A 25,850-nucleotide genomic window follows, 5' to 3' on the forward strand; every position below is an offset into this window, starting at 1 on the left:
GGCTCGCCTATTCTGGTGGTCGCTTTGCTTGGAAAGTCAAAATAAAGGGCCTAACACCTAATAAAGTAAATGTCGTAAAAATGGGGAATTTCAATAATCTATTGCCCTGTTATTTCCTAATAACGGGTTATTGACATTTGAAATTTAAAAAGCCGATTTGATCAAGATCAATGATCTCTTAAAACGGACCACGGAAAACGTAAAAAGCCCATGAATGAGCCTTTTTTTGTTTTTTCTCTTTAAATCAAGGTTTTTAAATTTTCATCATATCGACCATATCTCGATAGTCCTTTTTACGGTCGTTAAATGTAGCCATAAACTCAATACCATCATCTTTATAAACCGGATTAGATAATGATGGCCTAGTGGCCTTTTTCTGCTTGCTGTCTTCTTCTTGATAGTCATATGGCTTTGAACCAACGATCAACGTGAAATAGCCAATATTGACAGTCATTTTTTTGATCAACTTTCTATTTTTTACAAGTGAAATCGAAACCCTAAACTCTGTGCGGACTTCTTGAAATTTGAAAAAGTCGTCAGGCTCTAACATTCCTTCAAAAACTATTCTCAATACTGGATCAATCTCTATGCCGTTTGATGACGGTGTTTTACGGGTTATTATTCTCGTAAGCTTCTGGCATTTGGACAAAGATGAAACCGGCTTAAATTTATGTGTCCTAGTGAGCTTTATAGATGCCGCATCGTAATCATACTGATCAAGATCAATGATGTGAAATTTCTTATGGGTAGCGTCTTGATATTGAGAAGATGCGAAATAGTCTTTCAATAAATATTGCACATTAGACAACGTAGATTTGTTATCTGTGATCAATAGGTGTTTTGTGCTTATATCAACTACATGAACACCAATAACCGCTTTTGCATGACCGTGTTGAAACGTTTTATCTTTACCAAAAGTCGCATTCATGCAAAAAGCTTGGCTACCTAATTCGACCGGGTTAAATTTAGTATTATTCATAAATCTCCTTTTCTAATTTGTTACTTAAAATTAGAACACAGAAAAAGATAATGTCAAATTAAAGGGCCACACTATTTTCATGAATGGGCTTTATTGTCTAACCCTATTTTTAAATAATATTCGACCTTAAATATATTTTCAATTTACTATTGACACGCAATTAATGGCTTATCTAAGCCAAAATACAACCATCACAAAAATGACAAAACTTAAAAATTTGCAAGATATTCCAAAATAAAATTGTCGATATTTTATTGAAAAATAAATTGTCAAAATAAAGGGCCTAACATCATCAGGCACAAAAAAGCCCCGGTTAGGGGGCTTCATGGTGTCGCTAGATTTTAAATCTTTTCGGCTTTGAGTTTGTCGATCAAAGCTTCGAACGTATCAACCTCGTTTTTCTGCATCAGGTCAGCCAAAAACAAAGCGTAGGTTTTAAATCCTTTATCTTTCATGGCTTGACTGGCAATGCCTTGCTTCGCCTTCTTCAAGATAAATTCAACGCCGTCAATCTGCACTTTCCATTTATCGCTAGGCTCCTTGGGTGCCTTTGGTACGTCCTCGCTCACGCTTTTAGGTGTTTTAGCGGGGGTTTTGATTTGGTGAAGGGAATGCACCACATCAACAAATTCAGCCACTGAATAGCCGTATTTGTCGCGAAGGGTTTCAAGCTCTTCAACAAATTCGATGACTTTTGCTTCTTCTTCATTTTCTCTTAGGTTCTTGATTTGTTCTTCAAGCTGTTTTTGCTGTGCGAGTAGATCAAGCAATTTCGACATTTTTCTTTTTTCCTTCAAGAATAAGATTGATCATCGGAGGACAAATAAACCAGAAAACGGCTGAACTCTATATTGATACGCTCGTAAAATTCTTGCCAATTGGCATCAACCAATTCAGCGATGGAACTACGACCATGTTCAAGGTTTTCTTGATCTTCAATTTCAGACGCTTCAAGTTGAAGGGTGTAAAGAATGACATAAAGGACATAGGGCTTTAATGCTGCCTTCAAAGCTGCTTCAACGCCGAATAAGCCAAGATCAACCGGCTTCTTAATCTCCAATATGTCGATGCAATATCGATCAAAATAAAGACAGTCTGATGGCTTGTCGGCCTTCGATCCTCTCCACCACTCATCACTTAAAGCACTATGGATAAGTTGTGTATTTACAAAAATCTCACCAATTTTCAAAATATTGTCCATTGCACATGGTTATGGAAAATGGATTTTAAAATCAATCCTTGAAAATGTCAAAATAAAGGGCCTAAGCTCTTACCAGAAAGGTTTTTGATTTTAGATCCACCAGATGAGCTTTTGACGTTCTGCCCTACATCTTATATATAGATTTACGAAGTAAATATCTTTTCTTTTGTGAAAACGTTCGAATAAGCCCGCAAGAATAAGGAAATCTTAAAAACCCCAGTTAACGCTCCTTATTTATTTACCCCCTTTCGGTTAACGCTCCTTATTTTTTAAAGTGGTTTATCTTTTAAAATATGGATAATTTCAAAGCATGATAATACGGTTAACAGCATTTGTTATTTTTTTACTGCCTTAATCTTGTAATTAGTTTTTTTTGTGGTTAATTATAAGTATAACAAGGGTGAAAAATAACCATGAAATACATTTTAAAGGAAAGCGGTAAAGAAAAAGAGGTGTTCAAACTTAAAGGTTATGTATCAGTTCCACGCGTTTTCCTAGCTCTTCCATTGTTCAACACAATAAACGCTCACAAAGAGCCGAGAGGCTTTGAAATAGCTAAAAACCACAATGCTAAAAACATTCATATTGCTTCAACGTCGCTGACTATATTCAATGATTTTGAAGTATTTCTTTTTATTTTGCGAAAAGTATACAACAGCAAAATCAATGAATTTGAATTTACTCTTGATGAAATAATGAATGACTTTGATGTTAAAACATCACATAGAACAATGTATTTTTCGATCTTCAAGCAGTCAATTAGAAAACTCAATAAGATCAATATTGAGTATGAAGAAGAAACAGAAGATGGAACGAAAACTGTTTTTCTAAACTTCATTACCGGCGAGCTGACTAAAAAAGGCGGAAAGATTGAAGTATCAAAACGTTTTATTGATTTTTTTGGTAGCCTAAAAGAGTTGTACGAGATCGACACGAAGATGCTGAGCTTATTAACTAATGAGTATCAGCGAATTCTTTATGTGTTGTACGTTTGTAATAGACGCAACAAAACAAACTATTTCAGCGTTGACATGTTAAAAGAACGTTTCCGCATCAGCGATAAAATGCCTTGTAAAACGTTCATAATGAAAATAAGAAAGGCCAATGAAGCACTCCAAGAAATGGGCCTAATTGAAGGTTTTAAAGAAGATAAAACTAATCGAGTAACTACAAGATTTTTAGTCGACTACAGTTATAAGTCGCTCTACAAAGATTTTAAAGAAAAAAAGGCAATTGCTGAAAAAAAGAAAGCGGCAAGCATCGAAAAGAAAGCCATTAAAGGGTCGAATTCAGACGATTTTGATCGTGAGCTGAGTGAAGATTTTTACGAAGAAATTGAAGAGCCAAAAGCACCAAATGAATTAACAGATGATGGAGACGAAGAATGGAGATGAAAAAAGAAGAACAGAAACCGCAATTGCCCGGCTTTATAGTAGAAGCTTTGATAATGAGAATTGAGGCACTTATTCACCTAATAAAAAGCGACGTGATTAGATCGTCTATATCTGCAAAATTGGGCGAAATAAAGGACATTAAAGCTTTGTATCAATTGTTATCGTTAGCACAAACATCTATTGAAAATAGTGAACTGATCGAAAATAAGATCAAGGGGGGTCTAGTTTTCAATCCGTTTACTGGTGAGTTAATAAGTGAGCTTGATTACCACTACGCCATGGAAGATATGATCGAAATGATGAAAGGAGTTGTTAACAATCCAGCACCAAAAATGAACCCAAAACCGCCAACGGTTTAACATCGATCAGAGGGCAAATGAATGTAAGAAATTTAATCACCGCTTTAACGCTTTTATTATCAGTCAACGCTTCTTTTGCTGATGACCCTGCATGGTGGAGCGATAGCAAATGCAGAGAGCAAAGAAACAAGGATTACGCTTCGCTAATGTTGCACGGTTTTAAATCTCACGATGCTATTAAAAAGATAGATGAACAATTCAAAATTTGTGTTTGTTCGTCGGGCGATGAAACGAGGGTCGCAGTTCAGTCACTTGCGGATAATCATGAAATTGAAATGATGAGTAACGATGGAGTTATAACCGTCCCTATTAAGTATGATCGAGATTTCGGAATGATGGCCTATAAAGGCCAATGTTATCTCAATATTGGAAAGCCGGGACTATGCAAAAATTCGGCGTTTATGGGTGAAGCAAAACAGTCATTTAATGTATATGAAACATACGACGAAAAAAATAATGTATGTGCTTTTGATTTCGACAAACAAAATAAATCAACGAGGGGATAATATGAACGAAGAATATTGCAGAGCAATGCTTGAACATTTCAGCATTAGAATATATTCATTACAAAAAGAATTCGACGCTTACAAGAATGACCAGATGATCCCAAGCGATGAAAGAAAAGCCGCAATGTTCGACCGCTATCACCGCATTAGGGCGTTAAAATTAGAGTTGCTTTACTTGAAATTGATTTGAAATAAGCAACGATCCCAGTTGGTGAATGTTCATGATGAAATCTAAGAAAAAACAAACGCCATAAGGCGTTTTTTTAATCTGGTCTTAACTGCTGCCTTCTTCTTTTTTCGTTTTGATAAGCTTCGTTTTCGGAACTGCTTTGACTGTTTTTAGCTTGTGCAGCAAGAACACGCATCTCAGAAAGTTTTTCATTCATCGAACCTGCGGCGTCATGCACTGCGAATACATCAGCAGTCTTAACAAGTCCATCGGCTATACCAACGGCCCCGATTTTTCCAAGCCTTTTGGCTTTCGTATCATCGTCAGCATTTACAGGACGTATAAAGCTTTTTAATTTAGGATCTTCAAGATGATCCACCGCTTTTTTAACAGGTGTTGTAGGATGTGGCTTTTTAGCTGGCTTATTAGTCGGTGAAGATGTAACGCTAATCGCTTCAATCGGCTTCTTAAACGCTGGATTTTCAAGCTTCAATTTTTCAAGCTCTGCTTTATCGTTGGCGTTAGGTGTAAAACCACTTAATGAATACCCTTTTTGGTCTAGTCCCATCATCTGGAATTGTAGCCACGCATTACGCTTAAAATCGTGCGTTCCTGTTAAGTGCAGGGTTTGGGGTTTGCCGCTCTCTGTGAGCTTCTGCAAGCCCGCTTTGATCGCCATTGGGCTGGTGGTGTTGAAAGTGGCCGTGCCATCGCTGTATTCAAAAGCTTTCTTGTTCGTCCCTTTATAATAGAAATCATGACCATCAGGGGTATCGAAGCGAGTATCTAGGACGCGATTAGATTTCTTGATCCTTTTTTCGGTGATGCTTGATTGCTCATCATGAAAATCCCCGCCGATGCTTCCATAATCACGCACAGGAGCCGTTTTTACTCCAAGACGTGCAAGCGTGTCACCAAACTGGGGATCGTCGCCAAAACGGGCTTTTAGAGCTTTGTAGGACGCTCCCACCTCGGAGGCTTTGAAGATCTGGCCGTCCTTCTCCAGGGAATAGGCATTGTTGCCGTTGGTGATCAAGGTGAAGCCATCAGCATCGAGAAATTCGAGGAACTCGCCAGCGGTCATAGCCTTGTCAGTTACAGCGTTTACGGCCTCTTTAAATTTTTTCTTCTCGGATTTAATGCCGCGATTTTCAAGCCTGTATTCGTTCGATGGTTTTGGACTTGTAGGCATTCCGGGATTTAAAGACTTTCTATTTTCAACGACTTTTAACCCGTATTCTTCTTCAATTTCCTGACAGGCTTTTTCAAAGAAAGCATAATCATTATGCTGATTGTAAAGATTTCCTTTGTTGTCTCTCTTATTCCATACAAGATGAACGTGAATTTCATCGGTGTCAGTATGAACAGCCCAGCGGTGTTTTCGATTATCTAAATCAAGAACGTTCCGCCAAACGGTTAAAGCCAAATCACGGGCCATTTCAGGCGAAACTTTATCATCAGTGTGAAAGCTGATGATTTCATGTACTGCTTCTATTTCCTGAGTTCGGCCAGTTTTAGATTGGTACTTGTTGTTAATCTGTCTGAATTTCTTCGCTCCGAATTCCGCATATTCTTTCATGCTGGTGTTATCGAATTTTGCTTCACTACCGCCAACCAACTCAGCCTTTTCTAAAATGTAATTCATTGTGCGAGTGGTCGCCGCATTGTCAGGGAGTTTGCTTTTTACGTCCCTGATCATTTTGAACCTCTTTTTTTGATTACTGCTTTTTTCGTTTTAGTTGCAACGAAGTCATAGAGCTTTTCAAAGCGGTCAGATACTTGTTCAAGTGTTTTTCTGTCTTGCTCTGTGAACCTGCCGCCAGCGTTCACCTTCCTCGCCATCTGGTTAACATTGTTCCCAATGCTTTCGAGCATTTTTTCGATTTTTGAAAAAGAAGCGAGAAGATCGTCGTTAGTGATTTCGATTGTTTGACCAAAGCCATCGTTAACGATTTTTTTGATTACTGCTGTTTTAGTCATTGAAAGACTAGAAGCGAGTTCGTTGAATTTTTGCATGTCTTCTTTTGAAATTCTTATCGATACTTTATCTTGTGCCATGTGTCTCCTGATCGGGGTTTATTTTAATTTGGTGAACAAAGGCCGTGGCCTATTGCTCATGTGCTGCGTTTAACTCTCTGTTGTTTCATCGTCGAATTCACCAAAATCAAATTCGTCGTCTTCGTATAATTCACCTTTAATCACATCCGTAAGGTGCTTGCAAAACTCTTCAGCAAAATACGCACTATCAGCATAAAGCGTATTCTTGTGGACGTAGTGTTCTGGTCTGGTAATTTCTTTAAGCATTTCCATCAAGACGAATGCAATGTCGCGGGCATCTCTATGCTTAATAACTTCTTCAATTAGTTTGTAACTGGCTGGTGATTTTCCTGAATGGATCACATAGCTATAAATACTTTCCATTATTTTTGTTCGTGTTGTCATACTTTCCTTATGTTAAGTTTATTTTGAATAATGGGCCATTGCCCATTGTTCAGGGTGCTACTGTTTTAATCTTCGAGGTTGTCCCATCTTCTTTGTATCTCGTCAGTCTCTCTGCAATTTCTGCAAAGCGAATGGCCGTTCCAAGTGTCTTCATCGCAACGAACACAATTTCCTACATCATCACCTTTATATTCGTAGCTGCTTTCATTGTCGTCATCATTCATAATATTCCTCATGGTTAGGTTTTTGATTTTTCTTTAATGTCCGAAGGCATTAAAGGGGGCTTGCTTTTGCTTTTACATTTTCAAACGAAGTGCGAAAATCAAGTAGGAAACGGAATGAAAAAGCATGAAGTGTTTTTCATGACCGACAAATTTAACGAAGTTAAATGTCGGACGTTTCCATTGCTTGCCTATCTTTTATCGAACTCATATAAATGTTGTATCATATATTTTAATGTTTTCAATAGTGTCCGACATATCTGTATGACAAAAAAGTGTCCGACAATTTTTAAAAGTGTCCGACATAATACGTTTGATGATCAGACCTTTTATGTTCTCTTTTACCGTTTGATTTTTAGACTTCATAAAAAAAGGCCATCAAATAAATGACAGCCTCTTGAATACGTTTGATGGTTAGATTTTTTCGGGCGGCTTATGATTTAGGATTTCTTCAAATTCTCTAAATGATTGCTCGCTGAAGCTTTTGGCGATATATACATTTTGAATAATTCCATCATTTATAAATCGCTTCACGCCATTTTTAAAGATGATGGCATAATCTAAAAGCTCGAAATCAATATTGATGGTTTTTATAATGTCATGTAGCAAAAGGTTTATTTTTGCACGGGTTTCATAGGTGCCATTTTCTTTAAGTTCTTCAATGGCATTATCTACGTTAGTGTTATAGGCGTTTAATTGTGAGATCTGAGCTTGTAGCTCAGTGCGTTCAATTTCTAGGGCTTTATTGGCTGTTTCTGCGTTCTTAGCGGCTTCGATCATAAAAGCGGGAAGATCGCCAGTTTCAATAAATGATTTTTGAAAGCTTTCAAGAAGCTTTTGATTTTTCTCGATCTTGGTTTCAATCGCTCGGATCTGCTTGATTAGCTGTTCAAGCGGATTATTTTCGTTCAATACGTCCGCAAGATTGATTTCTTGAATAGCGTTCAACATGACAGCTTCGAAATCGTCATAACGCAAACGCTTCAAAATACATTCGCGTGTAAATTTTCCTTTTTTACAAACAATGTAATTGATCGACTTCGGAACCTTTGCACGTTTATCAATACCGGGATTGAGTAAATGAACGGGGCCACCACAATCGACACATTTTAAAAGGCCGGTGAATAGGTTTGTGAATAGCTTCCCCTTGCGACCTTTACGGGTCGAATTTGCAGCGGTGATGCGTTGGCATTGCTCAAAGGTTTCAACGCTCACAATCGCTGGAAAATAGTCGTGGATTGGATCACCTGCAGGGATTAGATCACGTTTCCCGATGCCTTGTTTTTGTGGTTGGTAAAATCCGAAAGTTGCCGGGTTTCTCAATATTTTTGAAATGATTGAGGGTTCCCAGTATTCCGCACCTTTGAAGGTCGGAATATTTCGCTCATTCAAGATGTTTTTTATTTTTAGCGAACCATTACCATTTTGGAAAAGTTCGAAAATTAGGCGGACGGTTTCAGCTTTTTCAGGATTTAGGACGTATCGACGGCGTTTAATCTGTTTACCCTTGGTTTCGTCCATTAGGTAAAAGGTTTCCGTATCAAGCCACGCCGGGGCCTGTGCGGTCATTGCTACGCCATGACTGGCGGCTAGTTTTCTTTTTTCTTCCCAGTTCGACAGACCTTTGTCGCTTTTGTTTTTACTTTCACCATGCGAACGGGCTGCATCAATGGACAAATTGATGATGGTGAAAACGTCATTTACATCTTCAATTATTTTTTGTTCATTGTTGCTGATGATCGCCAGCTTCAACCCTTTTGAAATGATCGCATTGACCTTCAAGATGGCATCAATGGGGCCGCGACGGGTCAGCCGGTCGATGTTTTCCAGTGCGAACACATCACCGGGCGAAAACTTCCCGGCGTCTAGGTCAGTGAAAAACCGAGCAAGCTGCCTTTGCTCCGCATCGTCGGAGAACGACGAACGCCCAATGTCTTCAATTGAATGACTTTCATCGAGCGAAAGCCCATATCTTAGGGCAAAATCAGCGATCAGCTTTCGCTGACGTTCAAGCGAAAAGCCCTTCAATTGCTCGCTTGTGGACATACGAAGGTAGGAGATTAAACGTGCCATTTGCTGCCGCCTGTAAGATCCGATCTTGCAGGTATTATACGTCCGACTTGATCAATACGGCATTGCCCGGGCCATGGGCGCTGAAGTTCAGCGAATCACCACCACGGGCGTAGTACATGTAGATATGGCCGCCATCCAGAAACAAAGCCTTACGCTTTTCTGTGTAGCCGAGGGACGCATGGCTGCCTTTTTCGGCCACGTAATAGGCTTCTGTTTCAATAATGCGTGCCGAAAGCCAACTATCGCCGACACGATGGCGTATGACTTTTCCAAGCAACTCGCGCGCGAGCAGTTGTGCATCACGGTCGAAGAAGCAGTCAGGCAGGGCGCTCGCGGGGAACTGGGGGTTAAAACCGGACATGGCGTTCAGGGTTATTACGGCTAAATGTGACGGAATAATAACAACTCCCACCTTAATTACGCCTGAACCTCAGGTTTTTACAGTTCATTTCGACCATCCGCCCCTCACCGCTGTCAGTCGGGCGGCGTCACAGCTATAATCTGCCGCTTTCCTCTTTGCCAAGACTCCCTGACCATGACTGAGTCCGTTCTTGACTATATGACCCGCCTGGGTCGCGCTGCCCGTCAGGCCTCGCGGTTGATCGCCCGTGCGAGCACTGCGCAGAAGAACCGTGCGCTGCTGGCGGCTGCCGATGCTCTGGATGCTTCGCGCTCCGAGTTGACTGCTGCCAACGAACTGGACTTGGCCAACGGCCGCGCCAATGGCCTGGAGCCAGCGCTGCTGGATCGCCTGGCGCTGACCCCTGCACGTATCGACGACATGATCGAAGGCCTGCGTCAGGTGGCCAAGCTGCCTGACCCCATCGGTGAAATCCGCGATATGCGCTACCTGCCGTCCGGCATCCAGGTAGGCAAGATGCGCGTGCCCCTGGGCGTAATCGGCATCATCTATGAGTCGCGTCCGAACGTGACCATCGACGCTGCGAGCCTGTGCCTCAAGTCTGGCAACGCCACCATCCTGCGTGGCGGTTCCGAGGCGATCAATTCCAACCGCGCCATCGCCGCCTGCATCCAGCAAGGCTTGGCGGTGGCCGAGTTGCCGGCCGAAGTGGTGCAAGTGGTGGAAACCACCGACCGCGCCGCCGTGGGTGCCTTGATCACCCTGCCGGAATTTGTCGACGTTATCGTTCCCCGTGGCGGCAAGAGCCTGATCGAGCGCGTCAGCCGCGATGCCAAGGTGCCGGTTATCAAGCACCTGGACGGCGTGTGCCACGTGTTTATCGACATCGCCGCCGACCTCGACAAGGCGATCCGCATCGCCGACAACGCCAAGACCCATCGCTACGCACCGTGCAACACCATGGAAACCCTGTTGGTGCACGTCGGCATTGCCGAGCGCGTGCTGCCGCCGCTGGCTGCCATCTACCGTGACAAGGGCGTGGAACTGCGCGGCTGCGAGCGTACCCGTGCATTGCTCGGTGCCGACGTGATCGAGGCGACGGAGCAAGACTGGTACACCGAGTACACGGCGCCGATCCTGTCGATTCGCATTGTCGACGACCTGGACCAGGCCATCGAACACATCAACACGTACGGCTCCAAGCATACCGACGCCATTGTTTCCGAGCATTTCAGCGATGCCCGGCGTTTCCTCAACGAGGTAGATTCTGCTTCGGTGATGGTCAACGCCTCGACGCGTTTTGCCGACGGCTTCGAGTACGGCCTCGGGGCGGAGATCGGTATCTCCACCGACAAGCTCCACGCACGCGGCCCGGTTGGCCTCGAAGGCTTGACCAGCGAGAAGTACGTGGTGTTCGGTGACGGGCATGTGCGCACTTGATGGCTAAACGCATCGGGCTGCTCGGTGGCACCTTCGACCCCGTGCACATCGGCCATTTGCGCAGCGCCCTGGAAGTCGCGGATGCGCTCGGGCTGGATGAGGTGCGCATGATGCCCAACGCGCGGCCGCCCCATCGCGACACGCCGCAGGTGTCTGCGCAACAGCGCCTGGAAATGGTACGCCTGGCTGTAGACGGTATAGCGCCGCTGGTGGTGGATGATCACGAGTTCAAGCGCGATAAACCGTCCTACACTGTCGACACCCTGGAACTGATGCGCGCCGAGTTGGCCGCAGATGACCAGTTGTTTCTGCTTTTGGGCTGGGACGCATTTTGCGGCCTGCCCTCTTGGCACCGCTGGGAAGAACTCCTCCAGCATTGCCACATCCTGGTTTTGCAACGCCCGGATGCTGACAGCGAACCGCCGGATGCCTTGCGCAACCTGCTGGCTGCGCGGTCGGTAAGTGACCCCTTGGCCCTGACCGGGCCGAACGGGAATATTGCATTCGTCTGGCAGACCCCGCTTGCGGTGTCCGCCACCCAGATCCGTCAACTGCTGGCCAGCGGGAAGTCGGTACGTTTCCTGGTGCCTGACGCGGTCCTGGCCTACATCGATGCGCACGGGCTTTACCGTGCGTCGAACTGAAAAGGCGCGCTTGAACGCACGACTCGTGCAGCAAGCGCCCGAACATACGAGCAAAACGAGTTTTATATGACGAACAAAGACGTAAGCAAAGTTAAGCGCAAAGGCACCTTCAAAAGCGCGCCGCTGCCGGTTGAAGCCCACGTTGGCCCGGAACTGGCTGGCGAAGAGCTGGTAAAAGTGGCCGTGGCCGCCCTGGAAGACGTTAAAGCCCAGGACATCCAGGTGCTGGACGTACGCGACAAGCAAAGCATCACCGACTTCATGATCATCGCCACCGGTACCTCCAACCGCCAGATCGGCGCGATGCTGGACAAGGTTCGCGAAGCCGTCAAAGCCCAAGGCGTCAAGCCACTGGGTGAAGAAGGCAAGGGCGACAGCGACTGGGTGCTGCTGGACATGGACGACGTGATCGTTCACATGATGACTTCCAACGCTCGCCAGTTCTATGACCTGGAGCGTCTGTGGAAAGGCGCCGAGCAGAGCCGTGCCGCCGATGGCAAGCACCACAGCCCGGAAGTGGGCCACGCGCACTTCGACAAGCTCAACAAAGACCAGGAATAAGGAACGGCTGTGCGCCTGCGTCTGATTGCAGTCGGTTCACGCATGCCCAAGTGGGTGGAAGAAGGCTGGCACGAGTATGCCAAGCGTCTGCCCGCCGAGCTGTCGTTGGAACTGGTGGAGATACCGCTCAATACCCGGGGCAAGAATGCCGACGTGGCGCGCTTTATCCGTCAGGAAGGCGAAGCCATGTTGGCGAAGGTCGGCCCCAACGAGCGCATCGTCACCCTCGAGGTGCACGGCAAACCCTGGAGCACCGAGCAACTGGCGGTGGAACTGGACCGCTGGCGCCTGGATTCGCGCACGGTCAATTTCATGGTCGGTGGCCCGGAAGGGCTGGCGCCGGAAGTCTGCGCGCGGGCCGACCAGCGCTGGTCGCTGTCGGCCCTGACGTTGCCGCACCCGTTGGTAAGGATTCTGATCGGTGAACAGCTGTATCGCGCCTGGACAGTCCTGTCCGGGCACCCTTACCACAAATAGTCTGCGCCGCCCCCGATGACCCAGCCGATCCGCATCAAGGACCACGAGAAAGACGCACGTCTGGTACGCGCGCGGGTCGTGTTCGGTGCCATTTTGGTGGTGGTGTTGCTGGGCGTGCTGATTGCGCGCCTGTATTTCCTTCAGGTGATCCAGTACGACTATCACTCCACGCTGTCGGAAAACAACCGGGTGCATGTGCAGCCGATTCCGCCGACACGCGGGCTGATCTTCGACCGCAATGGCGTGGTGGTTGCGGATAACCGTCCCAGTTTCAGCCTGAGCATGACCCGCGAGCGTTCCGGCGAATGGCAGCAGGTGCTCGATGTGATCGTCGAGGTGTTGCAACTGACGCCGGAAGACCGGGTGATCTTCGAGAAACGCATGAAGCAGGGGCGCCGGCCATTCGAGCCGGTGCCGATCCTGTTCGAGCTGACCGAAGAGCAGATTGCCCGTATTGCAGTAAACCAATTCCGCTTGCCGGGTGTGGAGGTGGTGGCGCAGTTGGTGCGGCACTATCCGCAAGGGCCACACTTTGCCCACTCGGTCGGTTATATGGGGCGGATCAACGAGAAAGAGCTGAAAACCCTCGACCCGGTCAATTACAGCGGCACCCATCATATCGGCAAGACCGGCATCGAGCGTTTCTACGAGCCCGAGCTGCACGGCCAGGTGGGTTACGAAGAGGTCGAGACCAATGCGCGCGGCCGCGTATTGCGCGTGCTCAAGCGCACCGACCCGGTACCGGGCAAGGACATCGTGCTGAGCCTGGACATCAAGTTGCAGGAAGCGGCCGAGATGGCTCTGGGTGGGCGGCGCGGCGCGGTAGTGGCTTTGGACCCGAAGACCGGCGAAGTGCTGGCGATGGTCAGCCAGCCGAGTTTCGACCCTAACCTGTTCGTCACCGGGATCAGCTTCAAGGCCTATGCCGAGCTGCGCGATTCCATCGACAGGCCGCTGTTCAACCGGGTGCTGCGTGGCTTGTACCCGCCAGGTTCGACCATCAAGCCGGCGGTGGCGATTGCCGGCCTGGACTCCGGCGTGGTCACCGCCTCCAGCCGTGTCTATGACCCGGGCTACTACATGCTGCCCAACTATGACCACAAATACCGTAACTGGAACCGCTCCGGTGACGGCTATGTCGACCTGGATACCGCGATCATGCGCTCCAACGACACCTACTTTTACGACCTGGCCCATAAGCTTGGGATTGATCGCCTGTCTGCCTACATGGGCAAGTTCGGCCTCGGTCAGAAAGTCTCCCTGGACATGTTCGAAGAATCCCCCGGCTTGATGCCGTCGCGGGAATGGAAGCGTGCGACCCGCCGTCAGGCGTGGTTCCCGGGCGAAACCCTGATTCTCGGGATCGGCCAGGGCTATATGCAGGCCACGCCGCTGCAACTGGCCCAGGCCACGGCGCTGGTGGCCAACAAGGGCATCTGGAACCGTCCGCACCTGGCCAAGACCATCGAAGGCGAGAAACCGCTGGATGAAAACCCGATTCCCGACATTGTGCTGCGCGACCCGTCCGACTGGGCCAAGGTCAACCACGGTATGCAGCAAGTGATGCACGGCGCGCGCGGTACCGCACGCAAAGCAGCAGCCGGCGCGCAATACCGCATTGCCGGCAAGAGTGGTACGGCCCAGGTGGTCGCGATCAAGCAGGGCGAGAAATATGACCGTTCCAAGGTTCAGGAGCGTCATCGTGACCACGCCTTGTTCGTCGGCTTTGCCCCGGCCGAGGACCCGAAAATCGTGGTGGCGGTGATGGTCGAGAACGGTGAGTCCGGCTCCGGCGTCGCCGCGCCTGTGGTGCGTCAGATCATGGATGCCTGGCTGCTGGCTGACGATGGCAAGCTAAAGCCCGAGTATGGCGGCCCCCCTTCAAGCCCCGAGGTTACGGCCCGTGAAGAGTAATTTTGACCGCATCCTCTCCAGTGAGGACGTGATGCGTCGCCGTGCGACGTTACTGCAACGCCTGCACATTGATGGGCCGTTGCTGATCCTGTTGCTGACCCTGGCGGCCGGCAGCCTGTTCGTGCTGTATTCGGCCAGCGGCAAGAACTGGGACCTGCTGATCAAGCAAGCGTCTTCGTTCGGCCTGGGCCTGTTGTCGATGGTGGTCATCGCCCAGCTTGAGCCGCGCTTCATGGCCCGCTGGGTGCCCCTGGGTTATGTCGCCGGCGTGTTACTGCTGGTGGTGGTGGATGTCATGGGCCACAACGCCATGGGCGCGACGCGCTGGATCAACATCCCCGGGGTGATTCGCTTCCAGCCGTCGGAATTCATGAAGATCCTCATGCCGGCGACCATTGCCTGGTACCTGTCCAAGCGCACCTTGCCGCCCCAACTCAAGCATGTGGGCATCAGCCTGATCCTGATCGGCGTGCCCTTTATTCTGATTGTGCGCCAGCCTGACCTCGGCACCTCGTTGCTGATTCTCGCCGGCGGCGCTTTCGTGCTGTTTATGGGCGGCTTGCGCTGGCGCTGGATCCTCAGCGTGCTGGCGGCCGCCGTGCCTGTAGCCGTGGCCATGTGGTTCTTCTTCATGCACGACTACCAGAAACAACGGATCTTGACCTTCCTCGATCCGGAGAGCGACCCGTTGGGCACCGGCTGGAACATTATCCAGTCCAAGGCGGCCATCGGTTCCGGCGGCGTATTTGGTAAGGGTTGGTTACTGGGTACCCAGTCGCACCTGGACTTTTTGCCTGAAAGCCACACCGACTTCATCATCGCGGTGATGGGCGAAGAGTTCGGCCTGGTGGGCATTTGCGCACTGTTGCTGATTTACCTGCTGTTGATTGGTCGCGGCCTGGTGATCACTGCCCAGGCGCAGACGTTGTTCGGCAAATTGCTCGCCGGCAGCCTGACCATGACTTTTTTTGTTTACGTTTTCGTCAACATCGGTATGGTCAGTGGCCTGCTACCGGTGGTTGGGGTGCCGTTGCCATTCATTAGCTACGGCGGAACTTCGCTGGTGACATTGCTGTCAGCGTTTGGGGTTTTGATGTCGATTCATACGCATCGCAAATGGATCGCACAAGTTTGAATAAGGTGAAGATGTCAATGCAAGTAATGCGCGGCTGGGCGACTCGGCATGCGACCTGGATGGGCCTGATTGGGCTCCTGGGGGCAACGCAAGAGGCGCAGGCCGGTGACTACGATGGTTCACCCCAGGTCGCCGAATTTGTCGGTGAGCTGACCCGCGACTACGGTTTTGCCGGTGAGCAACTGATGGGCGTGTTCCGCGAAGCCCAGAAAAAGCAGGCGATCCTCGACGCCATCTCCCGCCCCGCCGAACGTGTGAAGCAGTGGAAGGAGTATCGCCCGATGTTCCTCACCGACGCCCGCGTAGCCCGTGGCGTCGACTTCTGGCGCCAGCACGAGGCGGTACTGGCCCGCGCCGAGCAGGAGTACGGGGTACCGGCGCAGGTCATCGTCTCGATCATTGGCATCGAAACCTTCTACGGGCGCAACACCGGCAGCTACCGGGTGATCGACGCCTTGTCGACCCTGGGCTTCGATTACCCGCCCCGCGCCGAGTTCTTCCGCAAGGAGCTGCGTGAGTTCCTGCTGCTGGCCCGCGAAGAGCAGGTCGACCCGCTGACCCTCAAGGGCTCCTACGCCGGGGCCATGGGCTTGCCGCAATTCATGCCGAGCAGCTTTCGCGCCTACGCGGTGGATTTCGACGGCGACGGGCATATCAATATCTGGAGCAACCCCGACGATGCCATTGGCAGCGTTGCCAGCTACTTCAAGCGCCATGGCTGGGTGTCCGGCGAGCCGGTGGTGATTCGCGCCGATGTCTCGGGTGAGCGCGCCGACGAAGGCCTGACCCAAGGTATCGAACCGGTCAAGACCGTCGGGGAGTTGCGAGCGCTGGGCTGGTCGAGTCAGAATGCGCCACGCGATGACATGCCGGTAACGGCATTCCGCCTGGAAGGCGCAAACGGCCCGGAATACTGGATGGGCCTGAAGAATTTCTACGCAATCACGCGTTATAACCGCAGTGTGATGTACGCCATGGCCGTGCATCAGCTGTCAGAAGAGCTGGTCCAAGCACGGGGCAACAAGTAATGCGGGTATCGCCGTTCAAAAAACCGCTCAAGCTGGTGGCGTTCACCGCGTTGTGCCTGCTGGTCGCCAGCTGCTCCACCAGCCCTAACCGTGCGCCTGCCAAGAAGGCCGGTGGCGCGGTGGTTCGTGCCCAGCCGGGCCTGGACATCAACCGCGCCCACAAAGATGGCGCGCCGTGGTGGGATGTGGATGTGTCGAAGATCCCGGATGCCACACCGACCCTGCACACCGGCCCGTACAAGGCCAACCCCTATACCGTGCTGGGCAAGAATTACTTCCCGCTGCAGGAATCCAGGACCTACGTGCAATCGGGCACTGCGTCCTGGTATGGCACCAAGTTCCATGGCCAGAACACCGCCAACGGCGAAGTGTATGACCTGTATGGCATGAGTGCGGCCCACAAGACCCTGCCGCTGCCCAGCTATGTGCGTGTGACCAACCTGGACAACAACCGCACGGTGATCCTGCGGGTCAATGACCGTGGGCCGTTCTATTCGGACCGGATCATCGACTTGTCCTACGCCGCCGCGAAGAAACTCGGCTATGCCGAAACCGGTACCGCACGGGTGAAGGTCGAAGGTATCGACCCGGCCCAGTACTGGGCCCAGCGTGGCAAACCGGCGCCGTTGATGCTCAACGAACCGCAAACCCCGCAACCGCAAGTGACGGCCTCGACCGGCAAGATCGAACAATGGACGCCACCACCCGCGCAGCATGCGCCGGATACCGTAGTGGTTCCTCATGCAGCACCGGGGGCTTCTACTATTGGTGGGCAGTACCTGCAGGTCGGCGCTTTCGCCAACCCGGATGCGGCAGAACTGTTAAGGTCCAAGCTCAGCGGCATGGTCAGCGCGCCAGTCTTCATCAGTTCCATCGTGCGTAACCAGCAAACCTTGCACCGTGTACGCATGGGCCCGATCGGCTCGCCCAGTGAGGTGGCGCAAGTGCAGAACAGCGTACGCCTGGCTAACCTGGGGCAACCCAGCGTGGTCACCGCAGAATAAGCAGTAACGGTTTGATGGCTCAGGTGCGCATGCGCGCTTGAACCCTGGTTGTTGGCTCGTGAACAATAAAAACCCAGGGGCAAGGGGTGAGCGGGCAACCGAACACGTGACAGTCTGGAAGCGGGCTGTCTGAATAGTTTTGCCCGCGAGGGCAAGTTTCCATAAGCAATTTCGAGAGACGGATGAACATCACCACCTTAGCCAAACGTACGTGCCTGCTTATCTCGCTGATCATCACCCCGGCCGCCTGGGCGGTTGAAATGGTGCCGGCCTCCCCGCAACTGGCCGCCAAGTCCTGGGTCCTCATGGATGCCGCCAGTGGCAACGTGCTGGTCGAGAGCAATGGTGACCAGCGCCTGCCACCGGCCAGCCTGACCAAGCTGATGACCGCCTACATCGCGACCCTGGAAATCCGTCGTGGCCAGATCGGCGAAAACGATCCAGTGACCGTCAGCGAAAACGCCTGGCGCACAGGCGGTTCGCGGATGTTCATCAAGGTGGGCTCGCAAGTCACCGTGAGCGACCTGCTGCACGGCATCATCATCCAGTCCGGTAACGACGCCAGCGTCGCCCTGGCCGAGCACATCGCCGGCAGCGAAGATGCGTTCGCCGACGTGATGAACAAGACTGCCGCCGACCTGGGCATGACCAACAGCCACTTCATGAACCCGACCGGCCTGCCGAACCCTGAGCACTACTCGTCGGCTCACGACATGGCTGTGCTGGCGCGCGCAATCATCCGTGTTGACCCGGTGCACTACGCGATCTACTCCCAGAAGGAGTTCTTCTGGAACAACATCAAGCAGCCTAACCGCAACCTGTTGCTGTGGCGCGACAAGACCGTCGACGGCCTGAAAACCGGCCACACCGACGAAGCCGGCTATTGCATGGTGTCGTCCGCCGTGCGTGATGGCCAACGCTTGATCGCCGTGGTATTCGGCACCAACAGCGAGCAGGCCCGTGCGGCCGAGACGCAAAAACTGCTGACCTACGGCTTCCGCTTCTTCGAAACCCAGACCTTCTACCAGAAGGGTGCTGAGCTGGCGACCGCGCCGGTATGGAAGGGCGCCACCTCGCAAGTCAAGGCCGGCCTGGCCGACGACCTGACCCTGACCATGCCTAAGGGCCAGCTGAAAAAGCTTGCTGCCAGCATGACCCTGAACCCGCAATTGGTTGCGCCAATCGCCAAGGGTGACGTGATCGGTAAAGTCGAAGTGAAGCTGGACGACAAGGTTGTGCACAGCGCCGACCTGATCGCACTGGACGCTGTCGACGAAGGTGGTATCTTCCGCCGCGTATGGGATAGCATCCGTCTATTCTTCTACGGCTTGTTCAACTGATTGTGTGCACCTGCAAAGCCCCGCGTTGATCCGACGCGGGGCTTTGCCCGTCGCCACGGCTTACCGCTTACGAGGCCGTTACGCCATGACCGATAAAGAAGTAAAGGCGCCAAAGATCGAATTCCCGGTGACGGATTATCCCGTCAAGGTGATCAGCGATACCGGCGTGGGCCGCAAGGACAAGATTCTCGAGATCGTGCGCAAACATGCCACGATCAACGACAACCGCGTGGACGAGCGTCAAAGCTCCACCGGCAAGTACACCACGATCCAGTTGCACATCGTTGCGACCGACCAGGACCAGCTCTACAACATCAACAGCGAACTGCGGGCTACCGGCTTCGTGCACATGGTGTTGTGATGTCACAGGTCCTGGGCTTTCGCGAGCTCGGCCGGATGGCCTACGAGCCGGTCTGGCACGCCATGCAGCGCTTTACCAACGAGCGCGGCACCTCGGCCCCGGATGAAATCTGGCTGGTGGAACACCCGCCGGTCTTCACCCAGGGCCAGGCCGGCAAGGCGGAGCATCTACTACTTCCGGGTGATATTCCGGTGGTGCAGGTCGACCGAGGTGGCCAAGTGACTTACCATGGGCCCGGTCAGCTGGTGGCTTACTTGCTGCTGGACGTGCGCAAGCTGGGGTTTGGCGTGCGTGACCTGGTCAGCCGCATGGAGGCTTGCCTGATCGAGCTGTTGGCCAGTTACGGCGTGACCGCGACGGCCAAGCCCGATGCACCCGGTGTGTACGTGGATGGCGCGAAAATCGCCTCTCTGGGGCTGCGCATTCGCCACGGTTGTTCCTTTCACGGCCTGGCCTTGAACGTGGACATGGACCTGGCGCCGTTCCGGCGCATCAACCCGTGCGGGTATGCCGGGCTGGCGATGACCCAGTTGAGCGACCATGCAACATCCATAGAATTTGCCGAGGTAAGTGCCCGGCTGCGCGCGCAGCTCGTCAAACACCTCGACTATGCAGAGCAGACGACCCTGACGGGCGGAATCGATTGATATGACTACTGATGTTGTGCAAACCATGATCCCGACGCTGGACATCACTGAGCGTCCAGCCCCGGCCCCGCGTGTCAAGGTGGAAGCCGGCGTCAAGCTGCGCGGCGCCGAGAAGGTTGCACGCATCCCGGTCAAGATCATCCCGACCACCGAACTGCCGAAGAAACCTGATTGGATTCGCGTGCGCATCCCGGTTTCGCCGGAAGTCGACCGTATCAAGGCACTGCTGCGCAAACACAAGCTGCATAGCGTGTGCGAAGAGGCTTCCTGCCCGAACCTGGGCGAGTGCTTCTCCGGTGGCACCGCCACCTTCATGATCATGGGTGACATCTGCACCCGTCGTTGCCCGTTCTGCGACGTGGGCCACGGTCGTCCGAAGCCTCTGGACGTCAACGAGCCCGAAAGCCTGGCCATCGCCATCGCCGACCTGAAGCTCAAGTATGTGGTGATCACGTCGGTAGACCGCGACGACCTGCGTGACGGCGGTGCCCAGCACTTTGCCGACTGCATCCGCGAGATCCGCAAGCTGTCGCCAAACGTGATGCTCGAAACCCTGGTGCCGGACTACCGTGGGCGTATGGACGTCGCGTTGGAAATCACCGCTGCCGAGCCCCCGGATGTGTTCAACCACAACCTGGAAACCGTGCCGCGCCTGTACAAGGCTGCGCGTCCGGGTTCGGACTACCAGTGGTCGCTGACCCTGCTGCAGAAATTCAAGCAGATGATGCCGCACATTCCGACCAAGTCTGGCTTGATGCTCGGCCTGGGCGAGACCGACGAAGAAGTCATCGAAGTCATGAAGCGTATGCGCGAACACGACATCGACATGCTGACTCTGGGCCAGTACCTGCAACCGTCCCGCAGCCACTTGCCGGTGCAGCGTTTCGTGCACCCGGACACCTTCGCCTGGTTCGCCGAGGAAGGTTACAAGATGGGCTTCAAGAACGTGGCGTCCGGCCCGTTGGTGCGTTCCTCGTACCACGCCGATGAGCAGGCCAAGCTGGTCAAGGCTAGCCTGGTTTCCTAAGTGTGCCGTTGTAGGAGCGAGCTTGCTCGCTCCTACAGGTGCCGTCGCATTTCCCCTCTTCTGTTTGCAACCATCAGTGGCTAGAGTGCCTGGGTAATCCAGCCACGGAGAACCATGGATGACCACTCAACTCGCCGCTGCCGTACCCGCCCTGCCTGCCAAAGGTGTAATCGGCCTGATCGCCCCTGCTGGCCCTGCTGCGCTGGATGTTGAAAAAGCCGGGCAATGGATGTGTGCCCGTGGCTACGAACTGCGCATTTACCCCGGGGTATACGAACGCGACGGCTACCTGGCCGGCAGCGATGAAGTGCGCCTGCGCGATTTGCACGCCGCCTTCGCCAACCCCGAAATCGATGCCATCCTCTGCCTGCGCGGCGGCTACGGCACGCCGCGTTTGCTCGACGCGCTGGACTTTGACCTGTTGCGCGCCAACCCCAAGCCATTCGTGGGTTACAGCGATATCACCGCCTTGCACCTGGCGATCAACCGCTATGCTGGCTTTGTGACGTTCCATGGGCCGATGCTCAATGCTGACCTGCTTGGCGGCAAGCAACAACCCACCGAGTTATCCTTGTTCAGCCTGCTGCGTGGCCAACTGGGCGCCGGCAGTGTGCTTGTGCACCCGCTGGCCTACCCGTTGACCACCATCGAGCCAGGTATTGCCTGCGGGCGTTTGCTGGGCGGTAACTTGTCGATGATCGCGGCGGTGATGGGCACGCCGTACGAAATCGACGCCGAAGGCATCATCCTGTTTATCGAAGACGTTAATGAGCCGCTCTATCGCATCGACCGCCTACTGACTCATTTGCGCCTGGCGGGCAAGCTGGCCCAAGTCGCCGGCGTTCTGGTGGGGGATGTGGCCGGTGTGGATAACGTTGCACTGGAGCGGTTGCTGAAGCAGACCTTCGAGCCGCTGTGCATTCCGGTGTTGTCCGGCTGGCGCAGTGGGCATTGCGACCCGAACCTGACGTTGCCGATGGGCGCGTTGGTGCGCCTGGATGCGGGGGAGCAGCGGGTGGTGCTGGAGCAGGATGTGGTCTTTAAATAGTTGTCGCCTGTCAGGCCGCTTTCGCGAGCAAGCCCGCTCCCACATTTTGAAATGCATTTTAAATGTGGGAGCGGGCTTGCTCGCGAAAGCTATAGCCGCCCTAAAGCGATCTATCGGCTCTGCAACGACTCCAACAGCTTCACCGTCGGATATCCATCTGCCGGCCAACCCAACGACTGCTGCGCCGCCCGAATTGCTTTACGCGTATTGGCGCCGATGATCCCGTCCGGTTTGCCTGCGTCGTAACCCTTGGCGCTGAGCGCCGTTTGCAGGTCGACACGTTGCGAACGACTCAGCGGCAGCTCATCTTTTGGCCAATTGCCCCGAATCACGCCGCCGCCGCCAAACCGCTCCGACAGCAGGCCAACCGCCAGTGCATAGGACGACGAGTTGTTGTACTTGAGAATCGCGCGGAAGTTATCCAGCACCAGGAACGCCGGGCCACGGTAGCCGGCCGGCAACAGCAAGGCGGCGGACAGTTGCTCGACATTGGCGGGCAGGCTCACGCTGGGCGGCAGCTGGATTCCCAGTTGCAGCCATTCAGCGACGGTTTTGCGTGTACTGCCATCGGCCAGGCTGTAATCGAAGCCCGAGGGCAGCCGCTGCACTTCAACACCCCACGGCTGGCCTTTCTGCCAGCCGGAGCTTTGCAGGTAGTTTGCGGTGGAGGCGAGGGCGTCACCCGGGCTGTTCCAGATATCGCGGCGACCGTCACCGTCGAAGTCCACGGCGTAGGCGTTGTAGACGGTTGGGATGAATTGGGTCTGGCCCATCGCGCCGGCCCAGGAGCCTTTCATCTGCTCGACCTGGATATCGCCATTCTGGATGATCTGCAACGCCGCCAGCAACTGCGCCTGTGCAAATGCGTGACGACGGCCCTCATAAGCCAGGGTCGCCAGGGAGCGGATCACTGAATTATTGCCCTGGAACTGGCCAAAGTTGCTTTCCATGCCCCACACCGCGACCAGCGCCTGGCGATCAACACCATAACGCGCCTCGATGCGTTGCAGGATATCGGCGTACTTGATCAGCGAAGCCTGGCCATTACGCACGCGTAGCGGCGACAGGGCGCCATCGATGTATTCCCACACCGGGCGGGAAAATTCAGGCTGGCTGCGGTCGGCGCGAATCACCGCCATATCGGGGGTGACGCCGGCAAAGGCATTATCGAAGACGGCCGCCGGGATCCCGGCTTGCAGGGCCTGCGCACGAAAGCCAGCCTGCCATTCGGCAAAGGTCTGGGTCGGCTGGATGTCGAGATTGTCCACCGCCAAAGGGGCAACTACGGCAGGTGCGACAGCCGGTGCGGTCTGGAGCTTGGGCAGGGGTTGAGCGTCCGCGGCGGTAGGTTTTTCCGCGCAGGCGACAAGCAGAATGAGGCTGGAGGCAGCGATCAATTGGCGAAGGTGCCAATGACGAGAAAGACTAGAGGGCATGCACAGGTCCAGAGGTTACAAATCAGGTACAGACCTTATCATGCCAGAGGGGCGCTTGCCTTCAGGCAGCCAGAAAGTAAGAAGCCTCCCAGCTATTAGACTGGAAGGCTTCGCGGCGGTAGCTGCCTTTGCCTTTGCCGGCGCGTTCCTGGCGGCTACGGAACAATGGCTGGGCGATGATGGATTTGGCCTTGTTGGGGCCATGCTTGGATGGCTTTTTGCTCATGGTCGAATTTCTCGTTTGGGGGGGAGGTGGAGCGGGGAAATGATCTGCCGAAGTTGAGCGGCTGTAAAGCCCGACGACGTGTAGGAAAGGTACGCGGTAAAAATGTGGGAGGGAGCAAGCCCCCTCCCACATTGGATTTATGGTGTTTTTAAAAAGCTGGGTTATTCGGCGGGCAATGACAGGCGCTGACCAGCCATCAACAGCGACAAACGGCTCAGGCTCATCCAGGGCGAACCGGTGGCCTGGCCCTTGATCTGCGCGTCGATGCGCTGCGCTTCCAGCAATAGCTGCGCCCAGCGTTGCGCCGAATGCCGTTGCAGGGCTTTGCTCATCAGCGGTTTGCGCTTGTCCCACACCGGAGGGCGGGCCTGGCTGAAGCATTTGTCCAGCGGTGTGCCTTGGCTGTATTGCAGGGCAATGTTCGCCAGCACTCGCAACTCCCGGGCCAGGGCCCAGAGAATCACTGGCGGTTCCACGCCTTCGCCGCGCAGACCTTCGAGCATGCGCAGGGCGTGGGCGGGTTCACCGTTGAGGATTGCGTCGACCAGCCCGAACACATCAAAGCGAGCGCTATCAGCCACTGCGCCTTGCACGGTTTCGACGGTGATCTGCCCATCCTCGGCCATCAGCTTGAGCTTTTCGATCTCCTGGGCGGCGGCAAGCAGGTTGCCCTCGACCCGGGCGGCGATCAGCTCTACCGCATCTTGTGTCGCCGCCAGCCCCGATTGTGACAGGCGCTGGCGAATCCACTGCGGCAGCTGGTTGCTGTCCACTGGCCAGATCTGGATGAACTGGGTTTGCGGGCCTTCTACCAGCGCCTTGCCCCACTTGGTTTTCTGCGCGCTGCCGTCGAGCTTGGGCAAGCTGACCAGCAACACAGTGTCTTCGGCAGGGCGCGAGCAATATTCCATCAACGCCGCCGCACCTTTGTCGCCAGGCTTGCCCGAGGGCAGGCGCAGTTCCAGCAGGCGCTTTTCGGCAAACAACGACATGCTGGCACCGGCCTGCAACAGCGTGCCCCAGTCGAAACTGGCATCGGCGCTGAAGACCTGGCGTTCATCGAAGCCTTGCTGGCGCGCGGCGGTGCGGATAGCGTCGGCCGCTTCCTGGCACAGCAACGGGTCATCGCCGCTGACGATGTAGACAGGCGCGAGGCCACCTTGCAGGTGTTTGGCGAGTTGGGCGGGGGCGAGTTTCATAGGCGGGTCGAACGGGGCGCCAGGGGCGCCCCGTCTGGCTTACTCGACAGGGACTTCAACAGGCGATTGTTTCGGCGTGTTGTCTTCATACTCTTGCGCGGCTTTCAGGGCATCGGCGTCAGCCTTGGCCTTGTTGTCGGCAGTTTGCTGCAGGGCGGCCAGCTTTTCCGGGGTCAGCATTTGCAGGCGAGTCATCATGCGCTGGATCAGCTCACGACGCATTTCCTTGCGCACCTGGATGGTCTCGGAGTCCGAACCTACCAGGTTGTTGCCATCGTGGCTCACCACTTTCTGCACCTGGATCTTGTCACCCATCAGCGGCAGGTTGTCACGGCCTTGCACTTCGAAGTTGAGCGCGGTGTTCAACTCGATGTCGGACGCACGGCCGGCACTGGCGTAGCTGATATTGCGCTGGGTTTCTTTCTCATCCGTCAGGATCAGTTTGTAGGTCGCGCCGTTGTAGACATGCACGCCGCTGTTTTCCAGGGTCTGGCGCAGCTGGGTGACGGTCTCGCCGTAGGCGTTGCGGGCGCTGACGTCGAGCTCTTTGAGCGACAACTCATTGGTACCGGTACCGCGCAGCTGGAAGCCGCAAGCGCTCAACAGCACGGCAAGGCCCATAACCAGCAGATTGCGTTTGATCATTTTGTTGCTCCCC

General features: G+C 53.0%; 28 protein-coding genes and 1 pseudogene. 17 read left to right on the forward strand and 12 right to left on the reverse strand.

All coding sequences use genetic code 11. The annotated features are described in order from the left end of the window. Positions 1-253: 253 nt before the first annotated feature. The 3 genes from JFT66_RS15175 to JFT66_RS15185 form a co-directional block, all read right to left on the reverse strand. Positions 254-979, reverse strand: coding sequence for a hypothetical protein (locus JFT66_RS15175; protein ID WP_198859549.1), 726 nt, complete (start codon positions 977-979; stop codon positions 254-256). A 341-nt stretch (positions 980-1,320) separates the two neighbouring features. Further along, complete coding sequence (locus JFT66_RS15180) at positions 1,321-1,758, reverse strand: hypothetical protein (protein ID WP_020301966.1); 438 nt, start codon at positions 1,756-1,758, stop codon at positions 1,321-1,323. Between the two features lie 14 nt (positions 1,759-1,772). Beyond that, positions 1,773-2,180, reverse strand: a complete 408-nt coding sequence (locus JFT66_RS15185) for a hypothetical protein (protein WP_073452772.1) — start codon at positions 2,178-2,180, stop codon at positions 1,773-1,775. 413 nt (positions 2,181-2,593) lie between these two features. On the opposite strand from JFT66_RS15185, the gene JFT66_RS15190 reads away from it, so the two are divergent. From JFT66_RS15190 to JFT66_RS15205, 4 genes are read left to right on the forward strand one after another with little or no spacing between them, the layout of a single operon-like run. Further along, a complete protein-coding gene (locus JFT66_RS15190; RefSeq protein WP_198859550.1) occupies positions 2,594-3,574 on the forward strand; it encodes a RepB family plasmid replication initiator protein in 981 nt (326 codons plus the stop codon). Beyond that, positions 3,565-3,933 (forward strand): hypothetical protein, encoded by a 369-nt coding sequence (locus tag JFT66_RS15195; protein ID WP_096143416.1) that lies wholly within the window; start codon positions 3,565-3,567, stop codon positions 3,931-3,933. The genes JFT66_RS15190 and JFT66_RS15195 overlap by 10 nt, the downstream gene beginning before the upstream one ends. 17 nt (positions 3,934-3,950) lie before the next feature. Next, on the forward strand, positions 3,951-4,439 hold the full coding sequence (locus tag JFT66_RS15200; RefSeq protein WP_198859551.1) for a hypothetical protein: 489 nt from the start codon (positions 3,951-3,953) through the stop codon (positions 4,437-4,439). 1 nt (position 4,440) lies between these two features. Next, positions 4,441-4,629 carry a hypothetical protein gene (locus tag JFT66_RS15205; RefSeq protein ID WP_032904864.1) on the forward strand — a complete coding sequence of 63 codons (189 nt, stop codon included), beginning with the start codon at positions 4,441-4,443 and terminating at the stop codon, positions 4,627-4,629. Between the two features lie 73 nt (positions 4,630-4,702). On the opposite strand, the gene JFT66_RS15210 is transcribed toward JFT66_RS15205, so the two are convergent. The 5 genes and pseudogenes from JFT66_RS15210 to JFT66_RS15230 form a co-directional block, all read right to left on the reverse strand. Next, on the reverse strand, positions 4,703-6,307 hold the full coding sequence (locus JFT66_RS15210; RefSeq protein WP_153367503.1) for a relaxase/mobilization nuclease domain-containing protein: 1,605 nt from the start codon (positions 6,305-6,307) through the stop codon (positions 4,703-4,705). Next, the gene (gene mobC / locus JFT66_RS15215; protein WP_153367505.1) at positions 6,304-6,666 is read right to left on the reverse strand and encodes a plasmid mobilization relaxosome protein MobC; all 363 of its coding nucleotides are present in this window, start codon (positions 6,664-6,666) and stop codon (positions 6,304-6,306) included. Before mobC ends, JFT66_RS15210 begins: the two co-directional genes overlap by 4 nt. Positions 6,667-6,735: 69 nt before the next feature. Next, on the reverse strand, positions 6,736-7,029 hold the full coding sequence (locus JFT66_RS15220) for a hypothetical protein (protein ID WP_153367507.1): 294 nt from the start codon (positions 7,027-7,029) through the stop codon (positions 6,736-6,738). Between the two features lie 656 nt (positions 7,030-7,685). Further along, positions 7,686-9,344 (reverse strand): recombinase family protein, encoded by a 1,659-nt coding sequence (locus tag JFT66_RS15225; protein WP_198859552.1) that lies wholly within the window; start codon positions 9,342-9,344, stop codon positions 7,686-7,688. A gap of 43 nt (positions 9,345-9,387) precedes the next feature. Further along, positions 9,388-9,705 (reverse strand): annotated as a pseudogene (locus tag JFT66_RS15230) (DNA-3-methyladenine glycosylase); the annotation flags it as partial. A gap of 174 nt (positions 9,706-9,879) precedes the next feature. Here JFT66_RS15230 and JFT66_RS15235 point away from each other — a divergent pair. The 13 genes from JFT66_RS15235 (at position 9,880) to JFT66_RS15295 (ending at position 22,331) form a co-directional block, all read left to right on the forward strand. Further along, a complete protein-coding gene (locus JFT66_RS15235) occupies positions 9,880-11,145 on the forward strand; it encodes a glutamate-5-semialdehyde dehydrogenase (RefSeq protein ID WP_034117730.1) in 1,266 nt (421 codons plus the stop codon). Next, a complete protein-coding gene (gene nadD, locus JFT66_RS15240; protein WP_198859553.1) occupies positions 11,145-11,789 on the forward strand; it encodes a nicotinate-nucleotide adenylyltransferase in 645 nt (214 codons plus the stop codon). The genes JFT66_RS15235 and nadD overlap by 1 nt, the downstream gene beginning before the upstream one ends. A gap of 66 nt (positions 11,790-11,855) precedes the next feature. Continuing rightward, complete coding sequence (gene rsfS / locus JFT66_RS15245; RefSeq protein WP_003176298.1) at positions 11,856-12,350, forward strand: ribosome silencing factor; 495 nt, start codon at positions 11,856-11,858, stop codon at positions 12,348-12,350. 9 nt (positions 12,351-12,359) lie between these two features. Further along, entirely contained in the window at positions 12,360-12,827 is a 468-nt protein-coding gene (rlmH, locus tag JFT66_RS15250) for a 23S rRNA (pseudouridine(1915)-N(3))-methyltransferase RlmH (RefSeq protein WP_003176297.1), read from the forward strand. A gap of 15 nt (positions 12,828-12,842) precedes the next feature. Continuing rightward, positions 12,843-14,741 carry a penicillin-binding protein 2 gene (gene mrdA / locus JFT66_RS15255; RefSeq protein ID WP_153872567.1) on the forward strand — a complete coding sequence of 633 codons (1,899 nt, stop codon included), beginning with the start codon at positions 12,843-12,845 and terminating at the stop codon, positions 14,739-14,741. Positions 14,742-14,772: 31 nt separating this feature from the next. After that, positions 14,773-15,876, forward strand: coding sequence for a rod shape-determining protein RodA (gene rodA / locus JFT66_RS15260; RefSeq protein WP_052224527.1), 1,104 nt, complete (start codon positions 14,773-14,775; stop codon positions 15,874-15,876). A 17-nt stretch (positions 15,877-15,893) separates the two neighbouring features. Continuing rightward, complete coding sequence (gene mltB, locus JFT66_RS15265; RefSeq protein WP_034117734.1) at positions 15,894-16,904, forward strand: lytic murein transglycosylase B; 1,011 nt, start codon at positions 15,894-15,896, stop codon at positions 16,902-16,904. Continuing rightward, the gene (locus JFT66_RS15270; RefSeq protein WP_153872569.1) at positions 16,904-17,908 is read left to right on the forward strand and encodes a septal ring lytic transglycosylase RlpA family protein; all 1,005 of its coding nucleotides are present in this window, start codon (positions 16,904-16,906) and stop codon (positions 17,906-17,908) included. The genes mltB and JFT66_RS15270 overlap by 1 nt, the downstream gene beginning before the upstream one ends. Positions 17,909-18,090: 182 nt before the next feature. After that, on the forward strand, positions 18,091-19,248 hold the full coding sequence (locus tag JFT66_RS15275; RefSeq protein WP_034117736.1) for a D-alanyl-D-alanine carboxypeptidase family protein: 1,158 nt from the start codon (positions 18,091-18,093) through the stop codon (positions 19,246-19,248). Between the two features lie 85 nt (positions 19,249-19,333). After that, the gene (locus JFT66_RS15280; RefSeq protein ID WP_034117737.1) at positions 19,334-19,609 is read left to right on the forward strand and encodes a DUF493 domain-containing protein; all 276 of its coding nucleotides are present in this window, start codon (positions 19,334-19,336) and stop codon (positions 19,607-19,609) included. Continuing rightward, positions 19,609-20,256, forward strand: a complete 648-nt coding sequence (gene lipB / locus JFT66_RS15285) for a lipoyl(octanoyl) transferase LipB (RefSeq protein ID WP_153839459.1) — start codon at positions 19,609-19,611, stop codon at positions 20,254-20,256. Before JFT66_RS15280 ends, lipB begins: the two co-directional genes overlap by 1 nt. Positions 20,257-20,281: 25 nt before the next feature. Beyond that, positions 20,282-21,283: a lipoyl synthase gene (lipA, locus tag JFT66_RS15290; protein WP_161793250.1), complete on the forward strand. Its 1,002-nt coding sequence runs from the start codon at positions 20,282-20,284 to the stop codon at positions 21,281-21,283. A 118-nt stretch (positions 21,284-21,401) separates the two neighbouring features. Further along, the gene (locus tag JFT66_RS15295; protein ID WP_198859554.1) at positions 21,402-22,331 is read left to right on the forward strand and encodes a S66 peptidase family protein; all 930 of its coding nucleotides are present in this window, start codon (positions 21,402-21,404) and stop codon (positions 22,329-22,331) included. Between the two features lie 110 nt (positions 22,332-22,441). On the opposite strand, the gene JFT66_RS15300 is transcribed toward JFT66_RS15295, so the two are convergent. The 4 genes from JFT66_RS15300 to JFT66_RS15315 all read right to left on the reverse strand — a co-directional run bounded on the left by JFT66_RS15300 (position 22,442) and on the right by JFT66_RS15315 (position 25,837). Continuing rightward, positions 22,442-23,767 carry a lytic murein transglycosylase gene (locus JFT66_RS15300; protein WP_198859555.1) on the reverse strand — a complete coding sequence of 442 codons (1,326 nt, stop codon included), beginning with the start codon at positions 23,765-23,767 and terminating at the stop codon, positions 22,442-22,444. 61 nt (positions 23,768-23,828) lie between these two features. After that, positions 23,829-23,993, reverse strand: coding sequence for an alternative ribosome rescue factor ArfA (gene arfA, locus JFT66_RS15305; RefSeq protein WP_003176285.1), 165 nt, complete (start codon positions 23,991-23,993; stop codon positions 23,829-23,831). Between the two features lie 161 nt (positions 23,994-24,154). Beyond that, positions 24,155-25,192: a DNA polymerase III subunit delta gene (holA, locus tag JFT66_RS15310; protein ID WP_034117742.1), complete on the reverse strand. Its 1,038-nt coding sequence runs from the start codon at positions 25,190-25,192 to the stop codon at positions 24,155-24,157. A 39-nt stretch (positions 25,193-25,231) separates the two neighbouring features. Continuing rightward, positions 25,232-25,837 (reverse strand): LPS-assembly lipoprotein LptE, encoded by a 606-nt coding sequence (locus tag JFT66_RS15315; RefSeq protein ID WP_034117743.1) that lies wholly within the window; start codon positions 25,835-25,837, stop codon positions 25,232-25,234. Between the last annotated feature and the right edge of the window lie 13 nt (positions 25,838-25,850).

Origin of the sequence: Pseudomonas sp. MF6755 (assembly GCF_016405635.1) — a bacterium.
Taxonomy (GTDB): domain Bacteria; phylum Pseudomonadota; class Gammaproteobacteria; order Pseudomonadales; family Pseudomonadaceae; genus Aquipseudomonas; species Aquipseudomonas haemolytica.

Coding starts and splice junctions, on each gene's coding strand:
- JFT66_RS15275 (WP_034117736.1), top strand. CDS start 18,091: ATGAACATCACCACCTTAGCCAAACGTACGTGCCTGCTTATCTCGCTG.
- JFT66_RS15195 (WP_096143416.1), top strand. CDS start 3,565: ATGGAGATGAAAAAAGAAGAACAGAAACCGCAATTGCCCGGCTTTATA.
- JFT66_RS15295 (WP_198859554.1), top strand. CDS start 21,402: ATGACCACTCAACTCGCCGCTGCCGTACCCGCCCTGCCTGCCAAAGGT.
- lipB (WP_153839459.1), top strand. CDS start 19,609: ATGTCACAGGTCCTGGGCTTTCGCGAGCTCGGCCGGATGGCCTACGAG.
- mltB (WP_034117734.1), top strand. CDS start 15,894: ATGCAAGTAATGCGCGGCTGGGCGACTCGGCATGCGACCTGGATGGGC.
- JFT66_RS15175 (WP_198859549.1), bottom strand. CDS start 979: ATGAATAATACTAAATTTAACCCGGTCGAATTAGGTAGCCAAGCTTTT.
- JFT66_RS15180 (WP_020301966.1), bottom strand. CDS start 1,758: ATGTCGAAATTGCTTGATCTACTCGCACAGCAAAAACAGCTTGAAGAA.
- JFT66_RS15200 (WP_198859551.1), top strand. CDS start 3,951: ATGAATGTAAGAAATTTAATCACCGCTTTAACGCTTTTATTATCAGTC.
- holA (WP_034117742.1), bottom strand. CDS start 25,192: ATGAAACTCGCCCCCGCCCAACTCGCCAAACACCTGCAAGGTGGCCTC.
- JFT66_RS15270 (WP_153872569.1), top strand. CDS start 16,904: ATGCGGGTATCGCCGTTCAAAAAACCGCTCAAGCTGGTGGCGTTCACC.
- JFT66_RS15315 (WP_034117743.1), bottom strand. CDS start 25,837: ATGATCAAACGCAATCTGCTGGTTATGGGCCTTGCCGTGCTGTTGAGC.
- JFT66_RS15190 (WP_198859550.1), top strand. CDS start 2,594: ATGAAATACATTTTAAAGGAAAGCGGTAAAGAAAAAGAGGTGTTCAAA.
- JFT66_RS15210 (WP_153367503.1), bottom strand. CDS start 6,307: ATGATCAGGGACGTAAAAAGCAAACTCCCTGACAATGCGGCGACCACT.
- JFT66_RS15220 (WP_153367507.1), bottom strand. CDS start 7,029: ATGGAAAGTATTTATAGCTATGTGATCCATTCAGGAAAATCACCAGCC.
- JFT66_RS15225 (WP_198859552.1), bottom strand. CDS start 9,344: ATGGCACGTTTAATCTCCTACCTTCGTATGTCCACAAGCGAGCAATTG.
- JFT66_RS15280 (WP_034117737.1), top strand. CDS start 19,334: ATGACCGATAAAGAAGTAAAGGCGCCAAAGATCGAATTCCCGGTGACG.
- JFT66_RS15300 (WP_198859555.1), bottom strand. CDS start 23,767: ATGCCCTCTAGTCTTTCTCGTCATTGGCACCTTCGCCAATTGATCGCT.
- nadD (WP_198859553.1), top strand. CDS start 11,145: ATGGCTAAACGCATCGGGCTGCTCGGTGGCACCTTCGACCCCGTGCAC.
- lipA (WP_161793250.1), top strand. CDS start 20,282: ATGATCCCGACGCTGGACATCACTGAGCGTCCAGCCCCGGCCCCGCGT.
- rodA (WP_052224527.1), top strand. CDS start 14,773: ATGCGTCGCCGTGCGACGTTACTGCAACGCCTGCACATTGATGGGCCG.
- mrdA (WP_153872567.1), top strand. CDS start 12,843: ATGACCCAGCCGATCCGCATCAAGGACCACGAGAAAGACGCACGTCTG.
- JFT66_RS15185 (WP_073452772.1), bottom strand. CDS start 2,180: ATGGACAATATTTTGAAAATTGGTGAGATTTTTGTAAATACACAACTT.
- rsfS (WP_003176298.1), top strand. CDS start 11,856: ATGACGAACAAAGACGTAAGCAAAGTTAAGCGCAAAGGCACCTTCAAA.
- JFT66_RS15205 (WP_032904864.1), top strand. CDS start 4,441: ATGAACGAAGAATATTGCAGAGCAATGCTTGAACATTTCAGCATTAGA.
- arfA (WP_003176285.1), bottom strand. CDS start 23,993: ATGAGCAAAAAGCCATCCAAGCATGGCCCCAACAAGGCCAAATCCATC.
- JFT66_RS15235 (WP_034117730.1), top strand. CDS start 9,880: ATGACTGAGTCCGTTCTTGACTATATGACCCGCCTGGGTCGCGCTGCC.
- mobC (WP_153367505.1), bottom strand. CDS start 6,666: ATGGCACAAGATAAAGTATCGATAAGAATTTCAAAAGAAGACATGCAA.